General features: G+C 50.0%; 17 protein-coding genes. 2 read left to right on the top strand and 15 right to left on the bottom strand.

The genetic code is table 11. The annotated features are described in order from the left end of the window. Window positions 1-904: 904 nt before the first annotated feature. From lysS to AT746_RS04915, 3 genes are all read right to left on the bottom strand, one after another. Window positions 905-2,446, bottom strand: a complete 1,542-nt coding sequence (lysS, locus tag AT746_RS04925; protein WP_062477261.1) for a lysine--tRNA ligase — start codon at window positions 2,444-2,446, stop codon at window positions 905-907. Between the two features lie 31 nt (window positions 2,447-2,477). Further along, a protein-coding gene (prfB, locus tag AT746_RS04920) for a peptide chain release factor 2 (protein ID WP_156413634.1) occupies window positions 2,478-3,576 on the bottom strand; the annotation gives its coding sequence in 2 pieces (ribosomal slippage) (window positions 2,478-3,500 and window positions 3,502-3,576; 1,098 coding nt in all). A 536-nt stretch (window positions 3,577-4,112) separates the two neighbouring features. Then, window positions 4,113-6,227: a PQQ-dependent sugar dehydrogenase gene (locus tag AT746_RS04915; protein ID WP_062477259.1), complete on the bottom strand. Its 2,115-nt coding sequence runs from the start codon at window positions 6,225-6,227 to the stop codon at window positions 4,113-4,115. A gap of 154 nt (window positions 6,228-6,381) precedes the next feature. Between AT746_RS04915 and AT746_RS04910 the strand changes: the two genes are divergently transcribed. Next, entirely contained in the window at window positions 6,382-8,250 is a 1,869-nt protein-coding gene (locus tag AT746_RS04910; protein WP_062477256.1) for a TonB-dependent receptor plug domain-containing protein, read from the top strand. A 45-nt stretch (window positions 8,251-8,295) separates the two neighbouring features. On the opposite strand, the gene AT746_RS04905 is transcribed toward AT746_RS04910, so the two are convergent. The 11 genes from AT746_RS04905 to AT746_RS04855 all read right to left on the bottom strand — a co-directional run bounded on the left by AT746_RS04905 (window position 8,296) and on the right by AT746_RS04855 (window position 20,804). Continuing rightward, window positions 8,296-9,486: a hypothetical protein gene (locus tag AT746_RS04905; RefSeq protein WP_062477253.1), complete on the bottom strand. Its 1,191-nt coding sequence runs from the start codon at window positions 9,484-9,486 to the stop codon at window positions 8,296-8,298. 9 nt (window positions 9,487-9,495) lie between these two features. Continuing rightward, window positions 9,496-11,058, bottom strand: coding sequence for an MBOAT family O-acyltransferase (locus AT746_RS04900; protein WP_062477250.1), 1,563 nt, complete (start codon window positions 11,056-11,058; stop codon window positions 9,496-9,498). A gap of 52 nt (window positions 11,059-11,110) precedes the next feature. Continuing rightward, the gene (locus AT746_RS04895; protein WP_062477246.1) at window positions 11,111-11,941 is read right to left on the bottom strand and encodes a hydrolase 1, exosortase A system-associated; all 831 of its coding nucleotides are present in this window, start codon (window positions 11,939-11,941) and stop codon (window positions 11,111-11,113) included. Further along, window positions 11,941-12,723 carry a hypothetical protein gene (locus AT746_RS04890; RefSeq protein WP_062477243.1) on the bottom strand — a complete coding sequence of 261 codons (783 nt, stop codon included), beginning with the start codon at window positions 12,721-12,723 and terminating at the stop codon, window positions 11,941-11,943. The genes AT746_RS04895 and AT746_RS04890 overlap by 1 nt, the downstream gene beginning before the upstream one ends. Window positions 12,724-12,763: 40 nt before the next feature. Further along, on the bottom strand, window positions 12,764-13,849 hold the full coding sequence (locus AT746_RS04885; protein ID WP_062477241.1) for a GNAT family N-acetyltransferase: 1,086 nt from the start codon (window positions 13,847-13,849) through the stop codon (window positions 12,764-12,766). After that, window positions 13,842-15,026, bottom strand: a complete 1,185-nt coding sequence (locus AT746_RS04880; protein ID WP_062477239.1) for a GNAT family N-acetyltransferase — start codon at window positions 15,024-15,026, stop codon at window positions 13,842-13,844. Before AT746_RS04880 ends, AT746_RS04885 begins: the two co-directional genes overlap by 8 nt. After that, window positions 15,023-16,057 carry a DegT/DnrJ/EryC1/StrS family aminotransferase gene (locus AT746_RS04875; RefSeq protein ID WP_062477237.1) on the bottom strand — a complete coding sequence of 345 codons (1,035 nt, stop codon included), beginning with the start codon at window positions 16,055-16,057 and terminating at the stop codon, window positions 15,023-15,025. The genes AT746_RS04880 and AT746_RS04875 overlap by 4 nt, the downstream gene beginning before the upstream one ends. A gap of 5 nt (window positions 16,058-16,062) precedes the next feature. Beyond that, window positions 16,063-17,025 carry a polysaccharide deacetylase family protein gene (locus AT746_RS04870; protein WP_231731018.1) on the bottom strand — a complete coding sequence of 321 codons (963 nt, stop codon included), beginning with the start codon at window positions 17,023-17,025 and terminating at the stop codon, window positions 16,063-16,065. Continuing rightward, entirely contained in the window at window positions 17,001-18,776 is a 1,776-nt protein-coding gene (locus AT746_RS04865) for an asparagine synthetase B family protein (RefSeq protein ID WP_082633156.1), read from the bottom strand. Before AT746_RS04865 ends, AT746_RS04870 begins: the two co-directional genes overlap by 25 nt. A 359-nt stretch (window positions 18,777-19,135) precedes the next feature. Then, a complete protein-coding gene (locus tag AT746_RS04860) occupies window positions 19,136-20,125 on the bottom strand; it encodes a hypothetical protein (RefSeq protein WP_062477230.1) in 990 nt (329 codons plus the stop codon). Between the two features lie 13 nt (window positions 20,126-20,138). Beyond that, window positions 20,139-20,804, bottom strand: coding sequence for a tetratricopeptide repeat protein (locus AT746_RS04855; RefSeq protein ID WP_062477227.1), 666 nt, complete (start codon window positions 20,802-20,804; stop codon window positions 20,139-20,141). Between the two features lie 181 nt (window positions 20,805-20,985). Between AT746_RS04855 and AT746_RS04850 the strand changes: the two genes are divergently transcribed. Next, window positions 20,986-24,435 (top strand): fibronectin type III domain-containing protein, encoded by a 3,450-nt coding sequence (locus AT746_RS04850; RefSeq protein ID WP_062477223.1) that lies wholly within the window; start codon window positions 20,986-20,988, stop codon window positions 24,433-24,435. A gap of 52 nt (window positions 24,436-24,487) precedes the next feature. Here AT746_RS04850 and AT746_RS04845 read toward each other — a convergent pair whose 3' ends face one another. After that, window positions 24,488-25,750, bottom strand: coding sequence for a UDP-N-acetylmuramoyl-tripeptide--D-alanyl-D-alanine ligase (locus AT746_RS04845; protein WP_062477219.1), 1,263 nt, complete (start codon window positions 25,748-25,750; stop codon window positions 24,488-24,490). Window positions 25,751-25,872: the final 122 nt, after the last annotated feature.

The following is a 25,872-nucleotide window of genomic DNA, read 5'->3' as shown; positions in this document are numbered from 1 at the left end:
GACCAACAGCGGTGAAGATGAAAATCAGGGCTCAACTGTCAGACAAAGATTCCGGGTATCTCTCTTGTAGGTCGGAATTTATTCCGACACATGCCTTACAGTACAGCTTTGTCTGACGTTGTCGGATTAAAATCCGACCTACAAAAAGCATTTCCAGATTGAATAGAGGAGTAGCCCGGATGCAGCGAAGCGAAATCCGGGAGGATAACCCGCAATCCGCTTCGCTCCTTGCAGGCTACACTTCTCCCCACACTGCGAGATAGATGTGAGAAGTAGCCTTGCAACAAGCGAGTGTCATCCTGACGAGCGTCAGGACATTTGACCAACAGCTGTGAAGATGAAAATCAGGGGCTCAACTGGCAGACAAAGATTCCGGGCATCTCTCTTGTAGGTCGGAATTTATTCCGACACATACCTCACAGATCAGCTTTGTCTGATGTTGTCGGATTAAAATCCGACCTACAAAAAGCATTTCCAGGTTGAATAGAGGAGTAGCCCGGATGCAGCGAAGCGAAATCCGGGGGATGACCCGCAATCCGCTTCGCTCCTTGCAGGCTACACTTCTCCCCTCACTACGAGATAGATGTGAAGAGTAGCCCGGCAACAAGCGAGTGTCATCCTGACGAACGTCAGGACATTTGACCAACAGCGGTGAAGATGAAAATCAGGGCTCAACTGTCAGACAAAGATTCCGGGTATCTCTCTTGTAGGTCGGAATTTATTCCGACACATGCCTTACAGTACAGCTTTGTCTGACGTTGTCGGATTAAAATCCGACCTACAAAAAGCATTTCCAGATTGAATAGAGGAGTAGCCCGGATGCAGCGAAGCGAAATCCGGGAGGATGACCCGCAATCCGCTTCGCTCCTTGCAGGCTACACTTCTCCCCTCACTGTCTGACTACTTACTCCCCTTGCGGGCGCATATGGGGGAAGAGGATCACATCCTTAATGGTGGGGCTGTCGGTAAACAGCATCACCAGACGATCGATACCAATCCCCTCACCTGCTGTGGGTGGCAGACCATATTCCAGGGCGCGGATATAGTCTTCATCAAAGTGCATGGCTTCTTCATCGCCGGCATCTTTTTCTTCCACCTGCTTGCGGAAGCGGGCCGCCTGATCTTCGGCATCGTTAAGCTCCGAGAAACCGTTGGCCAGTTCGCGGCCGCCGACAAAAAACTCAAACCGGTCGGTAATAAAGGGGTTAACGTCATTACGACGGGCCAGCGGTGAAACTTCCCACGGATACTCAGTAATAAAGGTGGGCTGATCCAGTTGTTCTTCGGCAGTGGCTTCGAAGATTTCACACAGATATTTACCGGCACCCCAGATACCGTCCACTTCGGGCTCTTTGATATGCAGCTTTTTCGCCATGGCCTTTAAGCTATCGAGATGATTTTCCGGATCCTTGATTGCTGCTTCGTCCGCTTCCGGCCAGTATTTGAGGATCGCATCACTCATGCTCAGGCGGGCAAAAGGCTGAGCGAAGTCATAGTGCTTTTCTTCCAGCACATTCCCTTCTGTATCACGCAGGGTATTAACGATATCTGTGGTACCGAGCACGTCTTTGGCCAGCGTGCGCAGCATATCTTCGGTGAGATCCATCAGATCGCGGTAATCGGCATAGGCCTGATAGAACTCGATCATGGTAAATTCCGGGTTATGGCGGGTGGATAGCCCTTCATTACGGAAATTACGGTTGATCTCAAATACCCGCTCGAAACCACCTACCACCAGACGCTTAAGATACAACTCCGGCGCGATACGCAGATACATATCGATATCCAGGGCATTGTGGTGGGTCACAAAAGGTTTGGCCGTGGCGCCGCCGGGGATCACTTGCAGCATCGGCGTTTCCACTTCCATAAAGTCGCGCTCACTTAAATAACGACGGATGCCGTTAACGATCTTGCTGCGCACTTTAAAGGTATCGCGGGTCTGCTGGCTCATGATCAGATCCACATAGCGCTGGCGGTATTTGGTTTCCTGATCGGCCAGACCATGGAATTTCTCCGGCAACGGCCGCAACGACTTGGTGAGCAGGCTGTACTGGGCCATATTCACATACAAATCGCCCTTGCCAGATTTATGCAGCTCGCCGGTTACACCGATAATATCGCCAATATCCAGGCTGCCGAAGCGGGCTTTGATATCTTTCTGTGCATCCTTACTGGCATAAGCCTGAATGCGGCCTTTCATATCCTGCAGCAACAGGAATGGCCCGCGCTTGGCCAGAATACGCCCGGCCACACTGACAATCTTACCCAGCTCTTCGAGTTCGGCTTTGTCCTTATCACCGAATTCATCCTGCAAATCCTGACTGTAGTGCTCACGATGAAAATCATTAGGATGGCCATTGGCCTTGCAGTTTTCACGGATCTCGGCCAGCTTGGCGCGGCGCTCTGCGATCAGTCGGTTCTCTTCCTGCTGGATATCTGTGGTCATGTTACTCTTTCCTGCTTTGGCCTGGGTCTGACTAGAGTCCGGATTTCAGACTCGCCTGAATAAATTTATCCAGCCCGCCATCAAGTACGGCCTGGGTATTATGGGTTTCAACGCCGGTACGCAGATCTTTAATCCGCGAGTCGTCCAGCACATAAGAGCGGATCTGGCTGCCCCAGCCAATATCCGATTTGGTATCTTCCATGGCCTGCTTCTGCTCGTTCTGCTTTTGCATTTCCATCTCAAAAAGCTTGGCTTTGAGCTGTTTCATGGCCTGATCTTTGTTCTTGTGCTGGGAGCGGTCATTCTGACACTGCACTACGATGCCGCTGGGCTCGTGGGTAATACGCACCGCTGAATCGGTACGGTTAACGTGCTGACCACCGGCACCACTGGCCCGGTAGGTATCGATACGTAAATCCGCCGGGTTGATATCGATCTCAATATTGTCGTCGATCTCCGGATAGGCAAAGGCCGAGGCGAAGGAGGTATGCCGACGGTTGCCCGAATCAAAGGGGGATTTACGCACCAGACGATGCACACCGGTTTCAGTGCGCAACCAGCCAAAGGCATATTCACCGCCAAAGCGGATAGTGGCGCTTTTGATACCGGCCACGTCACCGTCGGAGACTTCGATCAGCTCAGTTTTAAAACCATGATCTTCACCCCAGCGCAGATACATACGCAGCAGGATATTGGCCCAGTCCTGGGCTTCAGTGCCGCCGGACCCTGCCTGGATATCCAGATAACAATCATTGGTGTCATGGGGGCCGCTGAACATGCGCTTGAATTCCAGATCCTCAAGCTTTTCGATCAGGCCGTTGAGTTCCTGCTGACCTTCATCCAGGGTTTCCTGATCATCGGCCTCTACAGCCAGCTCCATCAGGCCCTCAACATCTTCACTGCCCTGCTCCAGTTCAAGAATGGTTTCCACCACCGATTCCAGAGCGACTTTCTCTTTACCCAGTGCCTGAGCCCGTTCGGGGTCATTCCAGACATCGGGGTTTTCCAGTTCGCGATTAACTTCCTCCAGCCTTTCCTGCTTCAGATCGAAGTCAAAGATACCCCCTAAGCGCCGCAGTGCGCTCACGGACATCAGCAAGACCAGTTTTCAGTGGATTGATTTCTAACATAAATCGGTCATTTTTTTACAAAACAAGGGAGGCGGATTCTAGCGGATTTGCGCCGCTTTGGACAGGGGCAGCCACACCCCGGCACGACAATTGATAGAAAATTTTATTCCTTGTTCAAGGTATAGGTTATAGCGAAAGAGAGGGCACTGGATTCCCGCCTGCGCGGGAAGGACTTAAACGGCGCAGAAGCAGATAAGAAAGCAACACTGGATTCCCGCCTGCGCGGGAAGGACTACATAAGGTGTAGGTCGGAATTTATTCCGACGATTGTGATAATACCTGTCATCCTGTTTAGCCGGCGCTATTGTCGGACTAAAGTCCGACCTACCATATCCCCTACCCAGGTAGGTCGGAATTTATTCCGACACATGCCGCAAGAATTCGCTTTGCCGTACGTTGTCGGATTAAAATCCGACCTACAATAAGCATTTTTAGGTTGGATAGAGGCGTAGCCCGGATGCAGCGAAGCGCAATCCGGGGATAACCCGCAATCCGCTTCGCTCCCTGCAGGCTAAACTTCTGTATTCATCCTGCCATCAATGATGGTGATGCTTGTCAGGCAGTGACTGAATGTAAATCACCAGGTGATCGATTTCTTCAGGCTTAAGGAAACCACCCCATGGCGGCATCATCGGGCTCATGCCCACCTCTGCACCGCCTTTTTCGATCACTGCATGAATATCCTCGGCCGAGGTTTCAAAATGGTACATGGGTGAAGTCAGATCGGGCAGCTCCACACCCAGCATGGATGAGTCCGGCCCTTTACCATCACCCTTTACACCATGACACCGGGCACAGTTGACCGCAAATAAGGCCGCTGTGGTTTCTTCGTCATAATCCTTTGGCGCCTCAGTATTTTCGTCTTCACGCTCTACCACATCGGCTTCTTCGGCTTTCACCAGCACCAGCACTTCACCGCTTGGTTCAGAAGCAGCACCTAAGGTGGTCACCAGGATCTCACCGGATTCAACCTGTACCACCGAACTGACACCGCGCTGGGCATACTGGCTGGCCCTGGCAATCAGCTGTACCTCATCCACCTGGTGTTTGTCGGCATCCATCACAAATATCTTGGCCGAGTAATTATCGGCGAACACGTACTTGCCTTTCAACGACGGGTAATTATCGCCACGGGCCACCGCACCACCAATCACCGCGCGATCATAAGCGGTGTGCTGATAGGTATACACCGGCCCCTGCATGGGAATATCCAGCTCTTCCCAACCAGATTTCCCAGTAGGATTGCGCCCCTCAATAACCGGATATTGGTAATGCTTACCCTTTTCCACCAGATTTATTTCTTCCCAGATGGTCGAGCCCACATCACCCAACCAGAGATCATTCGTTTCGGCATCAAAGGTAAACCGGAAGGGGTTGCGTAGTCCCAAAGCCCAAAACTCAGAGCGGATATCCTCTCTGTCGACGAAAGGATTGTCTGCGGGCACGTGATACCCCTGAACCTCACCGTGTTCAAAGGGCTCCGGCGGCAAGTTGCCGGGCTGCATATCCACATCCAGCCGCAATATTCCGGCCCGGAAAACCTCAGCAGAAAGCTGCACACCTTTGGGCCGCACTCCCTCACCTAAACCAATATACAGATAACCGTCAGGGCCAAACTCTACAGAGCCACCGTTATGGAAACCATCATCTATTCTCGGCAGGCTCAGAATTTTAAACTCGGAAGCCTTACGGGCATCTAAATCGCTTTCACTCAAATCAAAACGGGACAGTTTGTTAAGCTGGCCTTCTTCCGGGCGGGTATCGGTGTAATACAGGTACATAAACTGTTGATCATCGGCCTGATTGAAAAGCGGATGAAAGGCCATGCCAATGGCGCCGTTCTCCACTTCCACTTCACCTAACTGATCGCGGATATCCAGCACCAGTTCCTTATTGCCACCGTCAGGAAACGGCACCTTATACACGCGACCAACCCGCTCCAGCACATACAGGCTGTCCGGATCCTGCGGCGCTTTTTTCACCAGTACAGGCTGCTCGAACACCAGTTCAGGATAAAGGTTCTTCAGCCCCCATTCGGATTCAGGCACCGGGTTGAAGAAAATACGGATCTGGGTAATACGGTTAGCGATATCCCGATCGGCGGTAAAGGCCACACCGAGCGCCAGTGGCACCAGAAAATACACAATAGCCAGCACACCGGGAATACTCACCAGGCGTTTTAACAGCGCCCAGACAGGCTGACCGATGGCGGCGCCGATAGCAGCCTTATCCCGCCACAGCACCACGGCCATCATGGCCAGCAGGTAAAACAGTGTCGACAACAGGCCAATGGCGGCAATGAGCTGGGGATCATAGTTAATTGTGGTGGCCAGGAAGCTGTACAAGGATGCCGTGGTATAGGCAAACAGGTAAAAAATATACTCGGTACCGAAACGCCTCAGTGATGTAAAACCATGACTTTTAAGGCTCAGCGAGCTGATCACAATCTGAATCAGATAAATCACCACAAAAATGCGCGTCAGGCTCCACATATCCGCCGTACTGACATACACCTCCGGCAGGCGCAATACAGCCTTGGGAATAAGGTTCATCTCCCGTGACAGGGCATAGCCAAGAACACAGGCCAGGGCAACCAGTACCAGTTGTATCAGTGCGACGAAGAGTTGATGTTTAAATGCAGATTGTTTCACAGTGTTCCTTCCTGGCTGACTCGCTTAACAGCCTGTAGCGATTAAATGGTGGTCAAAACAGTCAAAAATATGACTTTTTTATTCAGTTCTGTATATTGCCAACCTCTGCCTTACCTTTACAAGTGAATTTTCTTAAAAACCAAAGGAGTAACCGGTGAAATTAACCCTTTTACCTCTGACTTTCGGCGCACTCGGCCTGATCGGCCTGAGCTCTGATACCTTCGCCAGTCAGCGTCAAGGAGACAACATTGAATCCCTAACCGTGACCGGCACCCGGCTGCAACAAAATCAGTTGCAAACCAGTACCAGCATGAGCCGGGCCGAAATTGAGCGGATTAACCCCCAGGATACTCTCGACCTGCTCAAACAGATCCCCAACCTGCTGATTTCAACTGATGGTGTGGCCGGCCGCTCTCATATTGCCATTCGTGGCGGAGAATCTAATTTCACCCTGGTGATGATCGACGGCGTGACGGTCAATGATCCCACCAACAGCAGTGGGGGCGGTTTTGATTTCAGCCAGCTCGACCCGGCAGTGATTGAACGCATTGATGTCTATCGCGGTGGCACCAGCGCCATCTACGGTGGTGAGGCTGTCAGCGGGGTGATCCACTTTATTACCCGTCAAAGTGCCGGTAACAGCCTCAGCGTGGAAGCGGGCAGCGACAAACAACAGCGCGGCAACCTGACCCTGTCAACTCAGAGTAACCAGGATCTAAGCGCATTACTGAGCTTGTCAGCCAATCAGCAGCAAAGCTCAGATTTTGCCGAGATACAGCATCAACAGGCGCTGCTGAAACTCGGTGCCGATACCAAAAACAGCGAACATCAGTTGCTGTTAAGCGCAAGCAGTACAGACAGGCTGGCCTTTGCCGAAGACAGCGGCGGCGAGATTCTTGCCTTTCCCAGAGAAGCGGAGCGCCGTGACAGCAAACACGCGCTGGCCAGCTGGCTCAGCCAGTTTGACAGCAGCGATACCCTTAAATGGACCAGCCGGATTTCCTGGACCCGTACCGAAGAACAGACCGATAATCCGGGCATTGCCCCCGGGGTTATCGACGGTATTCCGGCCAGTATGATTGAATCTGATTACCGCAAGCTGGATGGCGAAATCTACCTTAACTGGCAGTTATCTGATAGCTGGTCGGTGCTCGGCGGTGCCAGTGGCAAAAAGGCCACAGGTGAAAACCGTGGCACTCTGGATTTTGGTTTTCCCATGCCGGTCAACTTCAGACTGGAGCAGGAGAACTACAGTGCCTTTATGGAAACCAGTAAACGACTGGATGACCTGACCCTGGAACTGGGCCTGCGCTTTGATGCACCAAAAGATTTCGACAACGAGTTATCATCAAGGCTGAATCTGGCCTGGCAACTCAATCAACAAACGCAATTACATGCAAGCTACAGCGAAGGGTATAAATTACCGAGTTTCTTCGCCCTGGCCCACCCACTGGTAGGAAATCCTGAGCTGAAACCTGAGCTGAGCGAGAACAGCGAAATCGGCATCCGCGTGCAGGGGCAAAGCGGTTACAGCGTGCAGATGAACCTGTTCTACAACAAGTTTGAAGATCTGGTCGATTTCGATGCCGAACTCTTTACCAATGTGAATCGCTCAGAAGTGCACACCTCCGGCGTTGAATGGCGCGGCAGCGGGCAACTGAACGAGTGGCTCAGCGCCAGTCTGGATTTTGCGTATCTGGATATCGATGTCAAAGACACCGACAGCCACCTGCGCCGCCGTCCGAAATGGTCCGGGGGTATTCAGCTTAATGCACAGCTGGATAATCTGAGCATCACGCTCTCTGCCGACTCCCGTGGCGAGTTCTACGACAGCTCCGTGCCCACAGGTGAGATCCTGATGAACGGTTACACCGAAGTGGCCTTAGCGGCCCGCTGGCATCTGAGTGACAACCTCAGCCTGAGCCTGAATCTGGATAACCTGCTGGATAAAGACTTCGAACAATCGGTAGGCTTTGTCGACCCGGGCCGCCAGGCCAGAGCGGGTATCCGGTATCGTCTGTAAACCTAATACCATTTGGTATAAAGCCCATACCTGTTCAGGTATGGGCTATCTTCCAAGTCCTGATTTCAGTTTATCCCATTGCGCCTGTGATCGTAGCAACCCTTCGTTATTCGCCCGGATTATTGTCTCGATAGTTTGTTCGTTCAAAGGATGACCAAAGTTATCAGGCTCTCCGGTTTTCATGCGCTGTAATATTAAATCCCCCACCTCTGATTTATAGTGTGCGGGCTCCCAATAAAAATCCATTTCCTGGTGTGGCGTAGATACAGGCACCGGCTCCAGAGAGAACTGACTAAACCCACTAAAATCCCAGATATCTATTGATTCGTTATGGCTTTTCAAAGCTGCAAGGTAAGTTTTCCATTTCATAAAGTCCTGCCAGTAGCCTTTTTCTGACAGCACCTGAAGGTAAGAGTAATGATAAGGGCTGGTAAAAATAGTCAGGCTGATGTCAGCATCATTCAGAGCGCTGATAAAAGTATGCAGCTTCGAAAATTCTTTTGAGTACCCTTGTTCATTTTCTGGCTCAAATACCAGATTTTCCTGATCGAGCCGCTGCTCAATCTCATCTAACTTCTGGTTAAACAATGGGATAACGCCTTCCAGACGTACAATCTGACGATACTCCTGGGCCGTATTAAATCCCTTTGAGGTTATGCTGCTGACCTGAGAGTCTTGCGAAAAAAGGGTTCTGATGGTCGCAGAGAGCGCATCCAGAGATAAGGTCATTGCCATCTTTTCCTTCAGCATAAACCATTCCGTCTGCTCGCTATTCTCTGAACTCAGATAAGGTAATCGGCTGTTATAGTCAGCCTTTGCAGAAGATGGCGGGTTCGACGATTTCGTCGACAGGAAGTCCAGAAAATCCACACTCAGAACCACCTCTTTCACCGTTTTATTGGCATGAATGACATTCAGTCCATAGTCCAGTTGCATCGACAAGCTCGCACCTGGCATACCCAAATTGTAAACCTGCCTGGTATTAAATAATTCATGTTCAGGATCTATCCCCATCTCAATTCTGGAGTTTCCCAGCAGTAACACCTGCGGCGCCGCTTCAACACTGCGATAGGCTTTAGAAACCCTTGAGCGGTTCCCGGCCTCAGGCTTAGTCGCATTAACGCCCTGATAAACCGGCGACCAGTACATTCCGAAAGGATCAATGACCCAATTGATTACCCCTATAGAAGCCAAAACAAACGAGAACGAAAGCGCAAAAACCAGAATATACCTCATCGATAGTCCTCAGAACTGGAAGTACAAAAATTCACTGACCTGCGAAAGTGTCAGTACCGCCAGCGCCGCCATCGCTCCTGTTGCAGCAGCCCAATACCAGGTCACTCTGAAGCCATTTCCTTGCATAACTGACATCAGTGGCCAGAAGGTTGCCGATCTCGCGTAACACAATGAGCTCAGAGACCCCTGATAACGGGCAAATAAATCCTGAACATTAGGCAGCAAAACTACTGCAAACAGCAATACGACGTTCCACAGCCAGGTCTTCATAAAGATCTCTCCTCCACCATTTGGCGTTGAAATGCCCAGGGAATAAAGCAGATCGGTTAACCCAAGCCTGACCGCTATGCCATTGGGTATAGCGACTCCATTCATACCCGCCATGCTTTGCAACATACCGGTTGCGCCATCTAAGGTTACGGCCCTGAAAAATACCCAGCCAATAACAACGCATAACATAGTCAGCATCCAGGAGACAAAAACGTAAAAACCCGCCTTACGGACCCCCTCAGAAAAGTTAGCGGTCACTCGCTGCCAGCCATGATTGATAGCAAGATAGAATCCGTGTAACGCACCCCATATCACAAAATTCCAGCCAGCTCCGTGCCACAAGCCGCCTAACAGCATGGTAATAAACAAGTTTGTGTAGCGCTTTGTTTCGCCCTTTCGGTTCCCACCCAGCGGAATATAGATATAGTCTCTGAGAAAGCGCGACAGGGTAATATGCCAGCGCCGCCAGAACTCAGAGATACTGGCCGATTTATATGGCGAGTAAAAGTTAAGGGGCAATATGATGCCAAACATTCTTGCCAGGCCGATTGCCATGTCTGAATAGCCGGAAAAATCAAAGTACAACTGAAAGGTATAGGCCAGCGCGCCACCCCAGGCAGTGAAGAAATCCACTGTCTGCCCCGCATCTACCTGCGCAAAAACAGGATTAGCATAGACAGCAACACCGTCAGCAAGCACGGTCTTCTTGAACAAACCAATAGCGAAGATACTGATCCCAACCACAAAGTGGTTCACCTCGAAGCGATACCGCTCGTTGCGCATAAACTGAGGCAGCATCTCTTTATGATGAACGATAGGGCCGGCAATCAGCTGAGGGAAAAAGCACACAAACAGTGCATAGTGAATAAATGAATACTCTCTGGTGATCCCCTTATAGGAGTCCACCAGATAGGCAATTTGTTGGAAGGTAAAAAAGGAAATAGCCAGAGGCAACAGTATTTGCCCCAGATCCCAGGACGTATCAAAAGTGGCATTGATATTAAAAACAATAAATCCGGCGTACTTATAGTAAGCAATTAATGCCAGATTAACCGCCACACCCACTGTCAGTAAGGTTTTACTGCCAGAGTTACCGAGCCGCTGACCTAGCTTAAAGTTAAACACCATGGAGAACAGCAACAGCAATAGGTAGACCGGATTCCACCAGGAATAGAAGAACAAAGAGCAAACAACCAGTACACCTATCGCCGCCTCATTTCCCCACCGCCTGGCACAGAAGAAAAACGCCAGTAATGTCAGAGGTAAGAAGGCAAACAAAAATTCCGGGGAATTAAACAGCATGGATTAGTCCTTTTTCATGTGGCTGTCAGGTACTGATTTTCAGATATACTAATTACTTCTTATTCAACAGGCTACAGACAAAAGCGTAGGTAAGCTTTTCCACTTCCCGTTTAAACTCTGAGGCGGAAAAGGTATGGTCGGCTTGTTCCAGCCGGTGAATCTGGCATTTGTCACCGTTAATGGCGGGCCAGCCCTTGCTACCCACTGCCTGTTGTTCAAATTCCCTGGCGGTGAGATCTACCCCGCTTAAAATCAGACATATTGGCCCGTCAAACTTGCCAATGCCTGCTTGCATCCGCTGCTGATAACTGCCCTGTTGTTGATCGCCTGTCGCCATGGAGTCCTGCACAAAGCCTTTGGCGTCTTTAATGCTGCCCCCAAGGTTTACCTTGCCGCCGAGCAGTTTCTTCCAGAAATCCTTTGATAACAGCCGCTGTAAATAATAATGCCTGACCATAGTCTTGCCCATAGCCGCTTCGCTGCGAAGCCAGGGATTGAGCAGTACCAGCCCCTTAACTCTGTTGTCTTTGTGGGCGTACATCATTGCCGCAGAGGCCGCATCACACAGGCCCCAGATCACCAGCTGAGTTAAACCGGTTTGAGCACAAAAGGCATCAGCAGCCACTTTGATATCATCACAAATTGCTTCAAAGGATTGCTTTTCACCTTCACTGTCACCCATACCCCGGTAATCAAAACGCAGTGAGGCAATGCCCTGCGAGGCCAACGCTCTGGATAACTGCACAAACTGACGGTGACTGCCCACCCGATACTGAGGCCCCCCAACCACAAGCAATACGCCGGTTGAACGGCATTCATGTGGCTGATGGACAATACCCAAAAGCTGCTGATCATTAAGCTCAAAACTGATGGCTTTTTCCATTAGCCCTGCACTCCTTTTAAACTCATCGGGTACAAAGATGGAACATCGAAGGTTTCCGGGATCTGCCAGAACGCCGGGCAAGGAACCGCCTGAATCGGCAAGCTCTCTTCGGGCCACTCTGCGGTTAAACGCGCTATCACCGGAGTGAGCTTATCTGTGCCCAGTTCCAGCCAGGTAACAGGTGACTGTGCGTCCGTCTCTGCTTTAAGCTGTTCAATAGAAGCCAGCAATGTTTCATTTAGCGGGTATCCGGCGACTTCAACGGTTTCACCTTCCTTTATCCGCTGCCGCCAGTTTACCTTCTCGGCGTTGCCCTGCATCATGCTATTGGCTTGTTTCAGACGCAGAAACTGGCTGGCCAGTAATTTACCACCGGTCACCGGCTTCCACAGCAACTGGTTTTTCACCGGCAGTGCCTGATGTAACGGCTGCTGAAAGTGTAATTGCATCAGTGCGCCAAAACGCACGCCCCACAAGCTAACCTGTTCAACGCCCTGAGCCAGCAACCACTGACCTGCGGCAATGATATCCTGCAGCCAGATATCAGTACTGACCTGATCAATCTCCCCTTCGCTATCGCCGGTGCCTGAATAATCCAGCAGGCATACAGGCAAGCCCTGAGCAGCAAAATACTGCGCCTGTTTTGCCATCACTGCTCTTGCGAGGTTCATTTCCTCAAATAACGGCGGCAGGCACAAAATCGCCTGCTTCGCTGGCAGCGTACCGGTAAGGGTCAACAGCACCTTACCTGCTGATGAGGGGATAAAATGACCAGAAATCATAGTATTAGTGTTTCCATCCGTTGTTTGGTCTCAAAGTGTTCTATTTGACTGGTGCCACTTTTCTCATGCGCGAGAGAATATTGATGGTTGCTAACGCTCTCCCGGCCATGGTCCGGCTGTTACAGGCCTGAATTCCATATAGCGGCTGACTTTGCTGCATCCAGTCCTGCTTGTAATGATCATCTCCGGTCAGAAAGTCTATGCGGCTGACTTTGTCATGCTCTATGGCCTGTTCAAACATCTGTGCGCTAAGCACGGTACCCACGCTCTGGGGGGTATAATCTGTCCGGTGAGCGAGTTTATAAATATACGCTGTATCACCATTGATAAACCAAAGCTGCGCCGCTACTGGCTGCTGTTGGTGATACATCAGGCCCAGACGCAATTCGCCTTGTTGCCACTGGTATTCGGCAATGGCATCGATAAATGCAGGCCAGGGTTCGGTTTTTTTCCAGCTATGGTAGTACACCTGATGATAATCAATCAGCCCCTGGATCAACTCTTCTCTGCTGCCTGTGCAAAGCATCCTGGTTTCATAACCGCCGATTTTATCCAATTTATCTTTTTTACGTTTCAGGGTATTACGCAGGCGACTCGGACGCAGAGACCAGTAATGATCGAGATCGCGGATATCCTCATGAAACCAGTTCACAGAGTGATGATAGATATGGCTGCGAAAGTCCAGCCGCTTAAATGCTGACGCCCAGGCTTTTGCCTGCTTATCTATCAGGGGTAAAAAGTTTACGCAGTCGGTGTTTGCAAGCAGTCCGGCCTCTGTCTCCAGTAGCTGCTGATAGTCACTATCAGCTCCGTTTCCACCTAAGGTATCGAACATGGGCGAATAGAAGTTACTCATACCATTAAGATAAGTGATCCTGGTGCCCCACTTTTGTTCAGTTCTGCCAAGCAGCGGCAAAATCAACGGAGATTCGTCCTGTCGATCTGCATACAACCACTGTGACTTGCTGGCTTCATTGATATGCTGTTCAAACAATCTGAACCAGGCAGGACGAAGAAATACCGGTATCCGCGAGGGGCCGTCCTCTTCCGTGATCAGCGGCTGAAGCTCCTCATAGCTCTGCAGGCATTGCTTATTTGCTGTTTTGAACAGGTCTGACTCAGCCATTAATACGCTTCTTCAGCCGTACCGCAGATTTCAATAACTGCCCGGCAATATTCACTGGATAATAACTGGCGTTATACATGGGGCGGGAATCTGTGCACCAGTCCATTTGATCACTGGTAGCATTAGTGTAGAAATCGATATATTCGAGTCCCTTAAGATTAAAGCAATGGCTAATCAGCTCATGCAGCAGCAGTCGCCCAAAAGCATATTTTTTCATTGACTCATCGAAGGTGGTTTTCAGAATAATCAGTGTATTGTCACTCATGCAACAGAGTCTGGATGCCAGCAGTCTCTCCTGCAAATACATTTCCACCACCATAGCCTGGTTTTTAGCGGCAAGATCAGCCATCAGAGTCTGATAAAACTGCCCCTGTTCATTGCTTGGGTGCAGAGCCGTACCTTCATAACCCTTCCAGCCTTGTGATTCGAGCATGCCGTATCGTTGTGTTGCAACGCGGACTTCCTCAACCTCTGTCGCATACACCAATCTTGTATCCCCCAACTCTCTGGACACACGGTTAATATAACGATTAATGTTCTTTCTCAGATTTTTGGGACGCTGAGCCCAATATTGCTCAAAGTCATCACTAAGCGCCACTCTGATATTGGTGGCGTAGCACTGAGCTTCGGCGGCGAGATTGTCTATCAGGCCCTGATGTTCCAACGGATCAAGGCCATAAAAATCCACTCTGGTGACCAGCCCCGGCAATTGTTTTACCAGTTGCTTCAGGGATGGATCCCGCCCTGGCTCCATCAGCAATAATCCGACCTGAGCCTGACTGGGCTTAAACACCTGCCAGCGGCCCTTTCCTGCCCTTTCCAGTAGTGCCAGAGCAATGGGTTCGGGGTGGTGGTTACTGCCAGCAGATTCTGAATCAAGCCCGGCTCCTTTGACTTCCTGATTTAAAGATTCTGAATCAACTTCAGCGCCTTTGACTACCGGATGTAAAGATTCTGAATCAAGTTCAGAATGACGATTGTTGGGTTCAGAATAACCGGCGGCAATATATAGTGTGTCGCTGAAATACTTCACCAGCAATTCAACAAACTCCGCACTGAGCATTTTATTACCCTGGTGAAACTTAAGATTCAGTGTCTGCCAGTGCTGCCAAAGCTCCCCCGGATATTGCTCCGGTGTGTATAACCGCCAGTAAATGGCATTGCTTTGTGGTTTCAACGCAACACCTCCGCAATAGTCTGTAATTGCTGTTGAGTGAGATCCTGATGGCAGGGCAACTGAACCAGCCGCTGCCGGTAGTCCAGGCTGACATCACATTGCCCACTGACCATTTCTTCCCAGCGGTATATCTGAATACCATTTTTCCGCAAATGAGCAAAACCAGCTTCGTCATTGAGCAAAAAGGGCAATACGTAAGGGCTCACATGCTCAGGTAATTGCCCGAATAACACCCTCCCCCAACTGGAACCCTGCAGTAGCACAGCAAGGCTTTGGTAATGCTGCCTTCGCTTTTCACTAACCTGAATTGCGGGTCTGCAGGCCAGATATTGCCGTTCTTCCTGGTTTAAACAACGACTGATGGCGCTTGCATCGAAATAGCGGTAACTACTTTTTCCCGCCCCGAAAACCTTATTGCTCAACTTTATAAAAAGCTCTTTTAACCGCTGTGCAAATGGCCCTGGTAAGCCAGCATACTGCTTCTCTATCTGAGCCTTATATGTACTTTTTTGTGGCAGCCATAATTCAGCCCCACCGCTGACTGGATAAAACTTCACCAGGCTGGTAACGGCCAGCTCACCGTATAGCTCTGTGGCAAGTGCTGCATGGGCCAGATCCTCGACTAACATGCAATCCTTTTCCCGGCAAAGTTCTGCAAGTTCTTCAACTCCACAATCGAAGCCAAAATAGCGCACCGCCACCACCATCTCCCCGGGGTTCAGTTCCTGACAAAGCGAGTCCATATCTGGCGTCAGATCAGCGTTCAGTGAATAAAACAGCACCGTTTTACCTGCAGCAAGAAATGGCTCCACTAATGCCGGACAATGGTAGGCGGGCAGCCAGACTCTGGTTTGCTGTGCGGCCCCGGCGATATGGTATAAGGCATGGCGGGCCTTAACATAAAGTAATCGCTTCTGACCCCTAATCTGCTCTGTCGGCAAGGCAGCAGTTTGCTCTTTATCAGCAGGTAATGCCCGGATTTGCGGGGCAGGAAAATCACTTGCATCAGCCAGGGGAGGTAAGAATTGCACTGTGATTATATTCCGGCCTGGTTACGGGCAAGGCGCAGATGAAAACGCGCCGGGGTTCTGTCCCATGGCGTAAAGCGCTGCAACATCCAGGGTGATGTGGCGTTGTCTGATGTGCCCCAATTGGTGACCACGGCTGACTGAAAACCGGCCCGCTTAACATACTCCACCGTATGCTCATCCAGATCCGTTCCCACCACTCCATTCGGATAGGCAAAATGCTCTACCGGCTTAGCCGTCCAGTCCTGAAGTTGTGCCTTACTTGTGGTGATTTCCTGCTGTTGCTCTTCGGCGGATAACACTTTCAGAATCGGGTGGTTAACAGTATGCGCACCTATGGTTACGCCCTTATCAGACAGTTCTCTGACCTGCTGCGGTGTCATCATCAGGGGTGATTGCTCACTGAGGGAGTTCTCCTGATACAAGGCAATGACTTTTTCTAAACGCTGTTTAACAGGCAGATATTTAAGTTTCTTCAGCCATTGGCCTGCAAGTTCTCTGCGCTGCTCCCAGTCACCGAGGGTGACCTGTTCACCATCCAGTTGCAGCGCTGTGCGCGTCTTATCGGCAAACAGATAAATCACCCTGTCATTCCACATATTCACGCCTTCACTGAAGGCGGTCGCCACATATACCGTGGCAGGAATGGCATATTTTTCTAAAATAGGCTGAGCCACGGTCAGATTATTCAGATAACCGTCATCGAAGGTGACACATACTGCATTGGCTGGCAGGTTATTATTCTTAAGGCCCTGCAATGCCTGATCCAAAGAAATGGGCGTAAAGTACCGGGCCAATAATGCCATCTGCCAGTCAAAGGTTTGTGCCGTCGGCTCATAGGGGCGCATGGGGTCAAATTCGGCCAGCACCTGATGATAAATCAGTATGGAGAGCTTACCCCGGCCCAACAGCTTGCCCAGCAATGACAACCCATAGCCCAGCATTATCAAAGCCCCCTGCTGGTCAGCCACAATTCCAGCACCACCATAATCCAGATCAACTCGCCATAATAACTGGCATGGCCGGATTGGTAGGTGCTTAAGGCTGTATCAATAAATTCAGGGCGGAAAATCTCCCGTTCCCGCAGCCGCTTAAGACTGTCATTGGTGATTTTCTGTAAGGTGGGTTGTTCTTTCATCCACACCCCAAATGGCAGCCCGAAGCCATGTTTGGATTTACTCAGGGTTTCATCTGCCAGAAAACCACGGAAGGTATTTTTATAAAAATCTCTCAGTCTGTTACCGGGCAATTTAACGCTGGCCGGCACAGTACAGCTGAAATCCACCACTTCTTTTTCCAGCAGCGGATAACGCACTTCCACACCGGCTTTGCGGCACATTCTGGAGACCTTAACCAGATCGTTGTCTGCCAGAGTGAATTTCCAGTCCAGATACATCATCTGCTCAACAGGGTCATCACAGCGACATTGCTGGTAACGATCACGCTTGGCTTTGGCGGGCTCCTCGGTATCAATGCTGGCCAGAAAGTCTTCCCGGAACATGGTTTTCAGATCAAAACGATTCAGGAAGTTGTAGGTATCCATACGATCCGGCAGCGGAATATTGGCCTGATCCACATAGCTGAGACCTTTTTTCAGTACCGGCAGCTTACCAAGAGGGGTATTGAGTAGCATCTCCAGCGGCTTTTGTAATACCCCTGGCACCTGGGAATAGGCTTCGAATACCTTCTGCTTGGCATAGCGTTCATTGCCGCCAAACAGCTCATCGCCACCATCACCGGCCAGCATCACTTCGGTGCCACTTTCTTTTGCCACTTTAGCGCAGATATAGGCCGCCATAGCCGATGAGTTACCAAAAGGCTCATCGTAATAGCCAGCCACTTCAACAAAATTATCTACGATTTCCTGCGGCTGCAGGTAGTGCACCTGATGGCTGGTATTAAACTTTTCTGCGGTTATTTTTGCGTACTCGGTTTCATCATAGCCCTTGGCATCAAAACCAATAGAAATAGTGGGAGCCCCGGGCTGGTGTTTGGCAAACATCCCAGCCACCGTAGAACTGTCCAGCCCACCGCTTAAAAAGGCGGCAGATTTTGGCGCAATATTGCGCTTAACAGCAAGTTCAATCACCTCGCGGCACTGAGCCATCAAAGCCTCTGTACTTTGCTCAGAATAGATGTAGTCGGGTTGATACAGATTGGATTCCTGCATTTCACCCGATACCTGCACACACAGCTCGGTGCCGGGTTTGAGTTTCTGGGCACTGCGATAAATGGATCGCGAAGCAGGGATGCAATGATAGAAACAATAATTAAACAGTGCCTGAGGGTTAAGCTCCAGACTCTCACCCTTCAGATCAGGCTCAATCAACTTAAGGGAATCGGTAACCCAATACTGTTCTGCGTGTTGGGCAAGATACACCGGCACACTGCCTACATGGTCGGTCACCAGCCGCAGGGCACCGGTTTGTTTATCCAGTATCACCAGCGCGAAGAAGCCAGCAATAGCCGCATAGAAATCAGCGCCTTTTTCGGCCAGGCATTCCAGCAACCACTGAGCCGGCTGTTCAAGGCCGTAATCCTGGTTATAGGGGCGCAATCTGCCCAGCACACAGACCAGGTGCTGATCATTTTCAGCTACCGATAAACCATGCTCGGCAACCAGGGTAAGCCTGCAGGCTTTATCGCCTGTGCGGGTTACCTCAATACGCTGGCTTGCGGTGTGATTCTGTGCCGGTTCTGAGCTGCTTTCCAGTTTCCACATAATTGCTTGCTTTCCTTAACCTTTTTGCCTGATAAAACAGCACCATGATACAAAAAGTGGGGTCAGAGTAAACTTAATTAAAAACCGACGTGATCAGAGCCAATCTGTTTTGATGACTAAGTTTACTCTGACCCTACTTTCTGCCTTGTTTTGTTGGACTAAAGTCCAACCTACAGGTCGAATATTCTGTCAGCCTGTAACCTGACATCCGTGATCACCCTGAAACCCGTCTTTCTTTCCTTGCTCGTCATCCTGACGAACGTCAGGATCTCTCAACCAATGCCGTGTGAACTAACTTCTGATCTGTACATGCATAACAAAGATTCCGGCTAAAAACATGCCGGAATGGCGGTATTGTATCAATACCGCCAGGGCAGGATGCCGTAGATGGCGTCGATCATGCCTTCCGGGCTCTCGAAAACCTGCTCAACCTTTTTGGTTTTCATATTGTACGCCACCACCAGAGAATTATTGCCGGAGCCATACTTGAAGTTACCCTGAGACAAAAACTTGAGCTTGGATTTAAGATTAGTCTTACGCAAACGGGAATAGCCGATATAAAACATATCTTCATCAATATACAGACCTCTGCACCACCCTATAGGCCTGTTTCTGTGGGCCGCAAAAGGATCGTGATTCTCCGTCACTTTCCCCGTTTCGGGGTCGCAGATAACCAATAAACCATCCACTCTGGTAAATACCAGCTTACCCTTCCACCACAGGCCATCGTGAACACTGATATTGTCATTGCCGGTAATGTCGATTTTCTGACTCACATCATCCAGACATACCGCATCTTCCTGAGTACAACGGGTAACCCAGAGTTTGTTATTAAGTTTAAATACATAGTTCGGATGGCTGTCGTGAGGCCGCGTCGAATGCACCAGCCGGTAATCGGTATCAGGGTCAAAACGATGCCAGGGATCTTTCCCCTGAGTATTCATAATACGCTTGATTTCACCGCTGGTTTTATCCAGCATCACCACATTATCCAGACCAGTGGAGGTGACCGCCAGCTCATCACCAAACACATGCACCGAGTGAATATTATGGAAGCAAGGGTGAGAAAAGCAGTTTAGTTGTTTCAGATCTGGTAACTGATACTGCAACACTTCTGTATCTGTGGGTAACCAAAGCGTGTCACCATCAAGACAGGCTGCAGTATATTGCTGGTTAGGATGCTCTGCCGGATAATGGGCGCCACCATCTGATTTGCTAAGTATCTGCTCAAACTGTCCGGATTGAAGATCCAGTGAGACCAATGATGCCTTACCGTAATACTTGCCTTCACCCAGTTCAAAACCATTGGGGCGCAAACAGCCCCCCGAAATCAATAATTTCGTATGCAAACCCTGTTTCCTTTTAGTTATTTTCCAGTTCGGCGATCTTATTATGCAAACCCGGCAGGGGATAACCTGCCTGGTAGGCTATTTCAGCATGCTTTTTGGCCTGGGTGATATCTTTAAGATCCGCATAAACCAGTCCCAGATTGTAATGGGCTTCGACATTATCGGGCTGCAATGCCACTGCCCGTTCAAGCCTTTCTCTGGCCTTATCGAGCCGTCCATAACGATATTCATGAATACCCCACACCGCCATAGTCTGACCATTTCCGGGGAAAACTCTGTCAGCACGTTCAAAAAAGCAATCTGCGGGATACACCGGCTTACGGGTGTCCATTCTATTTTTGAAAAGCTCAGATTCGTTATAACGTTTTTCATAACGGGAGTACGCATCCAGCGCCGCAGGATGGTTGGGTATAGAGTTCAGCACAAAGAGAATATCACCAGGCTGGCGAGCTGATGTGCCTTTTGTCAGACTTCGGATTTCAGGAGTGAAGTGGCGGTTCTCCACCAAGTACAATAACCCCCCCCGATACGTTCCTGTGTCAGCTCTGGTTTCTGGCGCATAGTAATCAAAAGGCTTACCCCGCTTCCATTCCATATCGAAACAGGAAGCACTGACCATAGTGGATATTAACAGCAAAGGTAAAACTAACAGACTGAACCGGCCATAGCAGAATTTCATCTAAATCTCGCTTCCCCACGTAATAAGAGTAGGATACTAAATTATACCGGTGGTTTAGACCACCCATACATCAAGATTTTAAACTTATCTTCTTCTATACTCATAGCGTTTAGCGTTATTGTCACGGGTTAGTCAAACCGTTAGTCTGTATCTCAGAGTATTCACCTTTTTGGAGCCATTTATGGAACCGATTCTCCGGCCTCTTCTTATCGGCCTTAGCAGTTTATCACTTATGTTCAGCGGTACCTTATCAGCGCAGGAAGATGAATTTGGCTGGCAGCCTATAGCCAATACCAAACTGGAGGATTATTGTCCGCCCAATGGGCTTTATGACTATAGCTTTAGCTACTATTGCAAAAATGTCATTTATGCCTGGAGTGGTGGTGATCTGGATCCTGCAACAGGCAAGATGTATATCTGGGGTGGTGGCCATGTCGACTACTATGGCAATGAGCTCTATGTCTTAGATTCGATAAATCAAACTATGCAAAGGTTGACTGAGCCTGGCTTGAAAGCCGATCCAGATTCTAAACCCGCTCAAAGCGAATTAGAGCCATTTAATGGCACCCAGCCCAACTCACGTCACACTTATGATGGAGTCTCTTTTATTCAGGAGCCCGGGCTACTATGGGCTTTTTCAGGTGGTCTGGCTGGACGTTTCTCACCATTGCTGGACAATTTGACCTGGCTGTTCAACCCTTCGACAAACACATGGTCTCTTGACAATTCTCAAGGTGATGTTCCCCCTCCCAGCAATGGTGTGGTATCCGCCTATGACAGCCAAACGGGCAAGGTCTTTTTACATAACAGGCAGGCACTATATAGCTATGAGTATCACCCTGATGGTGGCACATATAAGCAGCTCAACAACAGTGGCAGTCTCGGCCTGGGCTTAAATGGTGCGATTGATCCTGTTAACCGGCTGTTTTTAATTATCGGTGACGGTCAGCAATATATCTATGAGCTGACCGAAGAGTCTGGGTACCGGCGCATTGCTGCGCCACTTAAAGGTGATGCCGATTTTATTAAAAAACATGATGCACCGGGCCTGACTTATAACAGCAAAGACGGCCACTTTTATGCCTGGCCCGGCAATGGCAAGCTGTATCGCTTTAATTCTGAAGATATGTCCTGGCAAAGCCTGGCCCTGTCAAACGATCCCGGGCCTCAGGCAAGCAAAGGCACTTTTGGCCGTTTCGCCCATCTGGAATCCATCGACAGCTTTGTTTTGGTACACAGCCCGGTACAAAATGCCTACCTGTTGAAATTACCAGAGGGAGAAGACACCGAGGCTCCCACCACCCCGGCTAATTTTAGCATAGAGCATCCCTATCCCGGTGCGGTGTCGGTAACATGGCAACCCAGTGAGGATAATTTTGGTGTAGCCGGCTATAAGGTGATGGTTAACGATAAGCAGGTTGCCGAGCAACTTGGTACAGAATATAAATCCATGGCCTACGAACCGGGTGAAACCTTGAAGGTTCAGGTGCAGGCCTTTGATTCGGCTGGCAACCTCAGCCCGCTCTCTGCTCCCAGGAATATCACTCTGCCTGCCAGTCAGGCGAAAATGCGCCTGGGAGATTGTTCAAAAGAGCCTCGCCTCTCTGAACGGGGCGATATTGTATTTTGCGAACCCTGGGAAGATGAGAACTGGTGGCAAACAGGCAAATACCTTCGCGACCCGGTAGTGGACGATCCACGCCCGATGAGGGAAAGCTCAGTAGCTTATGCCGAACTTACTGACGAAAACTGTATCGATGGTAAATGCCTGAAAGTGAAAATGGAGAAAGACAAAAACTGGTCCCTCAGCGCTTTCTGGCCCCTGAAAAATGCCAACCTTGCCCCTGATAACCTGTATATGCGCTACTACCTCAAGTTAAGCGATGACTGGGATATCAATATGTGCAAAGCCAACGGCGATATCTCAGGTGCAGGCGGTAAATTTCCGGGCCTTGCCGATGTGCGCACCTGGGCTGACCCCGTTGGTCAGTGCGGTAATGGCGGTGCCTCGGGCGATGGTATTAACTGTTGGTCTATGCGCCTGAATTATCGTAACTGTGAGAGTAATGACGGTGAAGCCTGCGCCACCAAGCCGGAAGCAGCTATGCGTTTAGGCTCATACCTTTATCACCCGCTACAGCCAGGCAGTACCGGCAGTGCGGCCCACTGGGATGGTGATGACTGGAGTCAGGCCAAAGCCGGAGAATGTGACAGCAAGCCCGGTAATCTGTTCTGCGGCAAGGGCGACGGCGGCGTGCTGGAACGTGGAATCTGGTATCAGATTGAGATGCAGGTGGGTATGAATACCCCAGGGCAGGCCGATGGTGTAATCCGTGGCTGGGTCAATGGCCAGCTGAGCTATGAAAAAACCAATATGATTTTCCGTAATGAGGGTCATGACTTCCTGCACAATCGCCTGGCCTGGTTCAATATCTTTAAAGGTGGCCTGGACGGCAACTGCAGTACCTCCCATGTGTACCTGGATCAGATGGTCATAGCACTGGATCAGCCCATTGGCGGGGTGGACAGCTCTACAGAGCTGCCCCCGACTATGACCCTGACTGTAACGCCTGAACAGCCCACCGAAAATGAACCTGTTACCGTGGCATGGTCGAGCGAGAATGCGCAAAGTTGCCAGGCCAGCGGTATCTGGGAAGGACACAAAAATACCCAGGGCGAGGAAGTTATTGGTCCCTTTACCGAGTCCGGCACTCTGAGACTGGATTGTGAAGGCAACGGCGGCAAAGTAGCCCGTCAGGCAACGGTGTTGGTCAACGGCAACCCCATTGAAGAAGACCGGACCGATAGCAATATAACCCGCCCATCGGGTTTACAGGTGACAGAACTGACCGATACCTTTTTAAAACTGGAATGGGACGAAGCCCCTGAGCAGGAAGATATCGAAACGTACAGGGTACTTTTAAACAATGTGTTGTTGGATGAAGTAACCGAACCCTATCTGACGGTGCAGAACCTGGTGCCGGGCGTCACGCTGGAATATAGAGTGCAGGCGGTCAACAGCAAAGGCTTTATGTCGGCACCATCAGAACCACTGAGCGTTGACGTGCCGGATATTCGTGAGGATAAGAGCAAGATAACCCTTTACCCTTCATCGGATACCTATCTGGCCAGCTCCACCTTTAAATCACTGGGGCAAAGCAGCCAGCTGTCGCTATCAGGCGGGCGCAATATACTGCTCAAGTTCCCGGTGGAATTGTTAGGTACCGACAGAGTCAGGGTCCAAAAAGCAACGCTGACACTGACCCCAAAAGCTCAGTACGGCAGCTCTCAGGCGGAATTACACCTGGTTGCTAAAGACTGGCATGAGGATCAGGCCAGCCGCGACTATGCCGACCGCAGTGCCAAACGCAAATGGGTACGTGAAATTGGTGACTGGCTGGACAAAAACGGTGATTTACACGGTGATGAGCCGAGGGCGTTAATTGATCTGCCCGACACCAACTCCACCGAGCCAGTAAAAATCGATATCACCTGGACAGTACGTGGCTGGCTGGATGACGTGGAAAACCTCGGCATTCTGCTGAAAATGCGCGACGGCCGTACCCATAATTTCCACAGCAAGGAATCAGCAGACCCTGATACCTGGCCAAGACTGGATATTGAGCTATAGGCGAATTGCTCCCCTTTAACACTGCAGCGCACCAGCGCTGCAGTGTTATATTTTATGAGCTTTGTTCAGAAGCACTAAATCTCAACGAAATTTTACTGGCTAACTGATAAAGATTTGTACCATGGGAGCCTTTAAAGAGTATCGCATCGTCTGCCTGTAACAGCCTGTTCAGAACCTCTTCTGCCTGGTCAACACCCTCACAACAAAAGCTCTTGCCTTCTGGCTGAACCTCTTTGAACCCTCTGATATAAGCATCGGCGTATTCGCCACAGGCAATAAACTGACTGGCTACCGCGCCGGCCTGTTTGCCTGTCTCATAGTGCAAGGCTTCACTTTGCTCTCCCAACTCGAGCATATCGCTTAGTACTACAACTCTGCGCCGATCGGTCGCTACCGAAGCAAAAGTCTCCAGTGCCGCCTTAACCGAGAGCGGATTGGCGTTAAAGGCATCGTTCAGAATTAAAGTATTGGAGGAGCCATTCTGGATCGTTCCCCGGTTTGGTCTGGGCTGCACATTTTGCAGCACAGCCTGCATCTTTGCTCTGTCTACTCCGGCCACAAGACCTGCACACCAGGCCGCCATAACACTGTATAAGTGATAACGGTTAGTCACATAAGGAAAATGCATCTGCACCTGCCCTTCGGGATCAGATAACAACGCCTCGATGCCCTCTGAGGATTGAGTAACTATCTGCATATGCACATTGGCTTTTTCTTCAAAGCCGAATAAAAGCGTCTTACCCGGATGCAAGGCCTGCATCTCCCGGACCCGGCTGTCATCCGCACACAGGATTGCTACACCATTCTCAGGCAAAGCAGAAACAATACGACTTTTTTCTTCAGCTACGGCTTCAATGCTACCGAGCGTTTCCAGATGACCAGGTGCGACAGAAGTGACAATAGAGATATTGGGAGTAAAAGCGGTAACTTGCTTTCTTATTTGATCGGGCAGCATTGCCCCCACCTCAAGCACCAGATACTGCTCTTTTTTATTGCGGGAAAAGAGGCCGTAAGCAGTTACAAGCAAAGCCTTAGTCAAGGCTATATAGCTTTTGACATTGGGCCTGTTGATAATAGTGGATGGGACACCTGTGCGACTATTAGCGTTACCTGAGGTGGCTCTGACATTGAAGCCCTCACTCAGGACTAAGGCTACATATTCTTTTGTGGTGGTCTTTCCTACACTTCCGGTAATAGCAACTATTTTTCTGGGATGTGCTGCCAGTTCGATTTTAGCGATTTGTCTAAGGGCGGAGGAAATCAAGGCGATTCTGCGCTCTCCGGACCATGATGAAAAGCTGAGCTTCTTGCCCATACATCTGTTCTCTTAATGCTCCTTTAAGGTGCAGGAAGTATAGATACTGCCTCTGGCAGAAACCACATAATTTACGCACTCTGCGCTCAATTTTTTTCAATTTCGGTTTATCAGGGAATATT

This window comes from Lacimicrobium alkaliphilum (assembly GCF_001466725.1).
Classification (GTDB): Bacteria; Pseudomonadota; Gammaproteobacteria; order Enterobacterales; family Alteromonadaceae; genus Lacimicrobium; species Lacimicrobium alkaliphilum_B.
This window is presented reverse-complemented; position numbering and strand designations above follow the sequence as displayed.

Excerpts from the sequence above, each read along its gene's own strand:
- AT746_RS04865 (WP_082633156.1), bottom strand. The coding sequence starts at position 18,776 with ATGTGGAAACTGGAAAGCAGCTCAGAACCGGCACAGAATCACACCGCA.
- AT746_RS04845 (WP_062477219.1), bottom strand. The coding sequence starts at position 25,750 with ATGGGCAAGAAGCTCAGCTTTTCATCATGGTCCGGAGAGCGCAGAATC.
- AT746_RS04855 (WP_062477227.1), bottom strand. The coding sequence starts at position 20,804 with ATGAAATTCTGCTATGGCCGGTTCAGTCTGTTAGTTTTACCTTTGCTG.
- AT746_RS04850 (WP_062477223.1), top strand. The coding sequence starts at position 20,986 with ATGGAACCGATTCTCCGGCCTCTTCTTATCGGCCTTAGCAGTTTATCA.
- AT746_RS04895 (WP_062477246.1), bottom strand. The coding sequence starts at position 11,941 with ATGGAAAAAGCCATCAGTTTTGAGCTTAATGATCAGCAGCTTTTGGGT.
- AT746_RS04885 (WP_062477241.1), bottom strand. The coding sequence starts at position 13,849 with ATGGCTGAGTCAGACCTGTTCAAAACAGCAAATAAGCAATGCCTGCAG.
- AT746_RS04905 (WP_062477253.1), bottom strand. The coding sequence starts at position 9,486 with ATGAGGTATATTCTGGTTTTTGCGCTTTCGTTCTCGTTTGTTTTGGCT.
- lysS (WP_062477261.1), bottom strand. The coding sequence starts at position 2,446 with ATGACCACAGATATCCAGCAGGAAGAGAACCGACTGATCGCAGAGCGC.
- AT746_RS04900 (WP_062477250.1), bottom strand. The coding sequence starts at position 11,058 with ATGCTGTTTAATTCCCCGGAATTTTTGTTTGCCTTCTTACCTCTGACA.
- AT746_RS04890 (WP_062477243.1), bottom strand. The coding sequence starts at position 12,723 with ATGATTTCTGGTCATTTTATCCCCTCATCAGCAGGTAAGGTGCTGTTG.